This is a genomic window from Succinivibrio faecicola (assembly GCF_019448115.1).
GTDB classification, from domain to species: Bacteria; Pseudomonadota; Gammaproteobacteria; order Enterobacterales; family Succinivibrionaceae; genus Succinivibrio; species Succinivibrio faecicola.
This window is the reverse complement of sequence record NZ_JAGFNY010000061.1, coordinates 1-3,498: the sequence shown is the minus strand read 5'-3', so window position 1 is coordinate 3,498 and position 3,498 is coordinate 1. Positions and strand designations below refer to the sequence as shown.

The 3,498-nt window shown below is 34.2% G+C and carries 4 protein-coding genes; 2 read left to right on the top strand and 2 right to left on the bottom strand.

Annotation, left to right across the window (positions count from 1 at the left end; genetic code table 11):
- Together J5V48_RS10105 and infA are read right to left on the bottom strand one after the other, a co-directional pair.
- Nucleotides 1-154 (bottom strand): AAA family ATPase (locus J5V48_RS10105; protein ID WP_219938375.1); only part of this gene is annotated, 154 nt, incomplete at its 3' end.
- 397 nt (nucleotides 155-551) lie between these two features.
- Nucleotides 552-770, bottom strand: coding sequence for a translation initiation factor IF-1 (infA, locus tag J5V48_RS09520; protein WP_219938371.1), 219 nt, complete (start codon nucleotides 768-770; stop codon nucleotides 552-554).
- Between the two features lie 463 nt (nucleotides 771-1,233).
- On the opposite strand from infA, the gene fabB reads away from it, so the two are divergent.
- Nucleotides 1,234-2,448, top strand: a complete 1,215-nt coding sequence (gene fabB / locus J5V48_RS09515; RefSeq protein WP_219938373.1) for a beta-ketoacyl-ACP synthase I — start codon at nucleotides 1,234-1,236, stop codon at nucleotides 2,446-2,448.
- 1 nt (nucleotide 2,449) lies between these two features.
- Complete coding sequence (locus J5V48_RS09510; protein ID WP_219938367.1) at nucleotides 2,450-3,208, top strand: pseudouridine synthase; 759 nt, start codon at nucleotides 2,450-2,452, stop codon at nucleotides 3,206-3,208.
- Nucleotides 3,209-3,498 lie beyond the last annotated feature (290 nt).

Genomic DNA, 3,498 nt, shown 5'->3' with positions numbered 1-3,498 from the left:
ATCGTCTTGGTCTTGTGAAAAGAATTACGGATGCTGAATTTTCAAAAACTTTCTTTATGTAGGAGGATTTATCTATATAATAGTAATTCTCTGTTCTAAGTTCAGAGAATTCCTCTGTACCAAATGGCAGTTTTTTGAAATTCTTATCACACATATTCTTTATCCGTATTTAATATCAATACCTAATTCTAATAAAGATTAATGTGCTTGTCTAGAACACATGTAACATAATTATCGGTATTAGAATTCACTTAATATATCATTTATAAATCGTTTTCTTAACTGTTTTAAATGAATATGCTGATTGAAAATGATTGATAAAATCAAGTTAGGAAATATGCAATGAATTGGTGATATTATCCTGTATTTTTGAAGTGATGCGTTTTATTGTTAAATGATCAATGCAATAAATTGAATGTTTGATATAACCAAGGCTTTGATTAAAAAAGAAGGAACAATTCTATTTTTGAACTGTTTTACAAGATCTTAGGTGAGCAAAAAAACAAACCTGAAACAGATGTTTCAGGCTGTAATTTAAATTATCTGCCTTATTATCTGGCACGGAATGTGATACGACCTTTTGTCAGATCGTATGGTGTTAACTGAACGGTAACCTTATCGCCAGTTAAAATTCTGATGTAGTTTTTACGCATCTTGCCAGAAATATGAGCCATAACAATATGACCGTTTTCAAGCTCAACACGGAACATAGTATTTGGAAGGGTCTCAAGGATGGTACCCTGCATTTCAATGCTTTCTTCTTTTGCCATATAAAAGAGTAATACCTGATTTAATTAAACAAAACCGATTATCAAAAAACAGAACAACGTTAATTGAATAATCCGTATAACAAAGTATCATGATGATTTTTGATACTTGCTTTAAGCCTTTTAACTATCCTAAGGCCTAAATTTGCGCATTATTATACAATAAAACAATTTTAATTTACCGATTTTTTTCTTAATCTTGCTTTTTAGAGCATAAATTTGAATATACGATCTTAGTGTAATGTCATTTTGTTTATAAAATTTTATGTTGCATCGATACTATGTTTTTTGCTCTGGATAAAATTGGTCAGCTTTGTTTTTCTACCTGTAAAAAAAGATATAAAAAAACTGTCTTATGCATCATATTTTGTATAGATTTGTAATAATGTTTTGCTCAAACAGAATATTATGGTATCGTTTGCACTAAGTATACAGAATTCATAAAAAAACGGAGTAAGGTATGACCTTGAAAAAAGTAGCAATCACAGGCATGGGTATTGTCTCATCTATTGGTACTGGACTAGATGCTGTTTTAAAAGCATTAAAAGAAGGTAAGTCTGGCATCAAGTTTGCTCAGGAATTTGCACAAAAACAGATGCGCTCTCAGGTTGCAGGTCTGGTTGATCTTGACCTTAAAGATGTTATTGACAGAAGAGTATTCAGATTTATGGGCGAGGCTGCAGGTTATGCATATGTTGCAATGCAAGAAGCAATTAAAAATGCAGGCCTTGAGCAAAGTGACGTAAGCAATGAGAGAACTGGTCTTTTTGTAGGCTCTGGTGGTGGTGATACTTGTGCAATTGTTGAAGCTGCAGATACCTTAAGAGAAAAAGGTATTAAAAGAGTAGGTCCTTATGCTGTACCAAAGGCTATGAGTTCAACTACATCTGCTAATCTTGCAACAGCATTCAAGATTAAAGGTGCATCCTTAACCGTATCATCAGCATGTTCTACCTCAGCTCACTGTATTGCACTTGCCTGTGATGAGATTGCTCTTGGCAGACACGATATTATGTTTGCAGGTGGCGGTGAGTCAGCCCACTGGTCAATTTCTTGTCTTTTTGATGGAATGGGGGCTTTATCTAAAGCTTTTAATGAAACACCTGAAAAGGCATCAAGACCTTATGATTCTGGAAGAGATGGTTTTGTAATCGGTGCTGGTGGTGGTATTTTAGTTCTAGAAGAGCTTGAGCATGCTAAAAAGCGTGGTGCAAATATCATTGCTGTTGTTGAAGGCTACGGTGCTACATCTGATGGTTATGATATGGTAGCTCCATCAGGCGAAGGTGCTTATCGCTGTATGAAACAGGCTCTTGCAACAGCAAATGGTCCTGTTGACTACATCAATACTCATGGTACTGCAACAGTACTTGGTGATATCAAGGAGCTTGAGGCAATAGGTAAGGTATTTACAGACAAGTGTCCTGCAATATCATCAACAAAATCAATGACAGGTCATGCTTTAGGTGCTGCTGGCGTAAATGAGGCTATCTTCTCATTACTGATGATGTCTAATAACTTTATTGCTCCATCAATCAATATTGATACCTTAGATGATGCAGCAAAGGGTTTTGATATCGTTGCAAATACCGCAAGAGATGCAAAACTCAACAGAATTATGTCAAATTCTTTTGGTTTTGGCGGTACAAATGCCTCCCTAATCCTTGCTAAGTACAACTAAAATGGCAAAAGATACATTACGTCTTGATAAGGCTGTTTGTCACAATTTTGATCTGACACGCTCTGTAGCTGTCAAACTTATAAGACAGGGGTTGTGTGAGGTTGAAGGTGAAGTTGTAACCGATCCTTCTTTAAAAATTGCATCAAATGCAGCCATCAGTCTTGATGGTTGTCAGATGAGTGCAGATGAGGGCTTTAAAAAGCAGATATACATGCTCAATAAGCCTGATGGTTATGTCTGTGCTGACAGAGATAATAATAATCCTGTTGTTATAAATATCTTTTCAGATATTCCAAAGTTTACAAAGATGCACTGTGTAGGTCGACTTGATATTGATACAACAGGTCTGCTTCTTGTAACAGATGATGGTGATCTTAATCATCAGATTACATCACCAAAATATCTTGTAACAAAGACATATCTTGCTACAACTAAAGATAAGATCAGTGAAAAGGATATCGCTCTTTTTGCAAAGGGACTTAAGCATCCTGAGGAAAAAAGCAGATATAAAGAGGCTTTACTTGAAATTGTTTCTGATAATGTTGCTTTAGTCACTGTTACAGAAGGTCGTTTTCATGAGGTAAAAAGACTTTTTGAATGTGTTGATAATGAGGTGATAGAGCTTAAAAGACTTTATATTGGATCACTTTGTCTTGATGAAACGCTTTCAGAAGGAGATTACAGACCCCTTGAAGATGGTGAAATTGAAAAATTGTTTGAACCTTATAAAGCATATTCAGATGCCTTTTTGAAAAAGTAGAGCTGAATTTTTAAAGTTAAATATAACATCAAAAGAGAATATGAATATCAGACATATTCTCTTTTTTTATTTTCTCAAAATAATGACTTTTTTCTAAATAAATCCATATTGTCTGTGATTTAAAATATATATATTTATTTCTAGACAATAAAATTTAACTTTATCTAGCAAGAATTCCCCCGCCTCTATAGGCGGTTGGGATGAATTGCTCCAATAGTGGCTGTAAATAATATTGAATTATATTAAAATATAATTAGACGATATATTGTGAATAGGTTATTATTCGATGG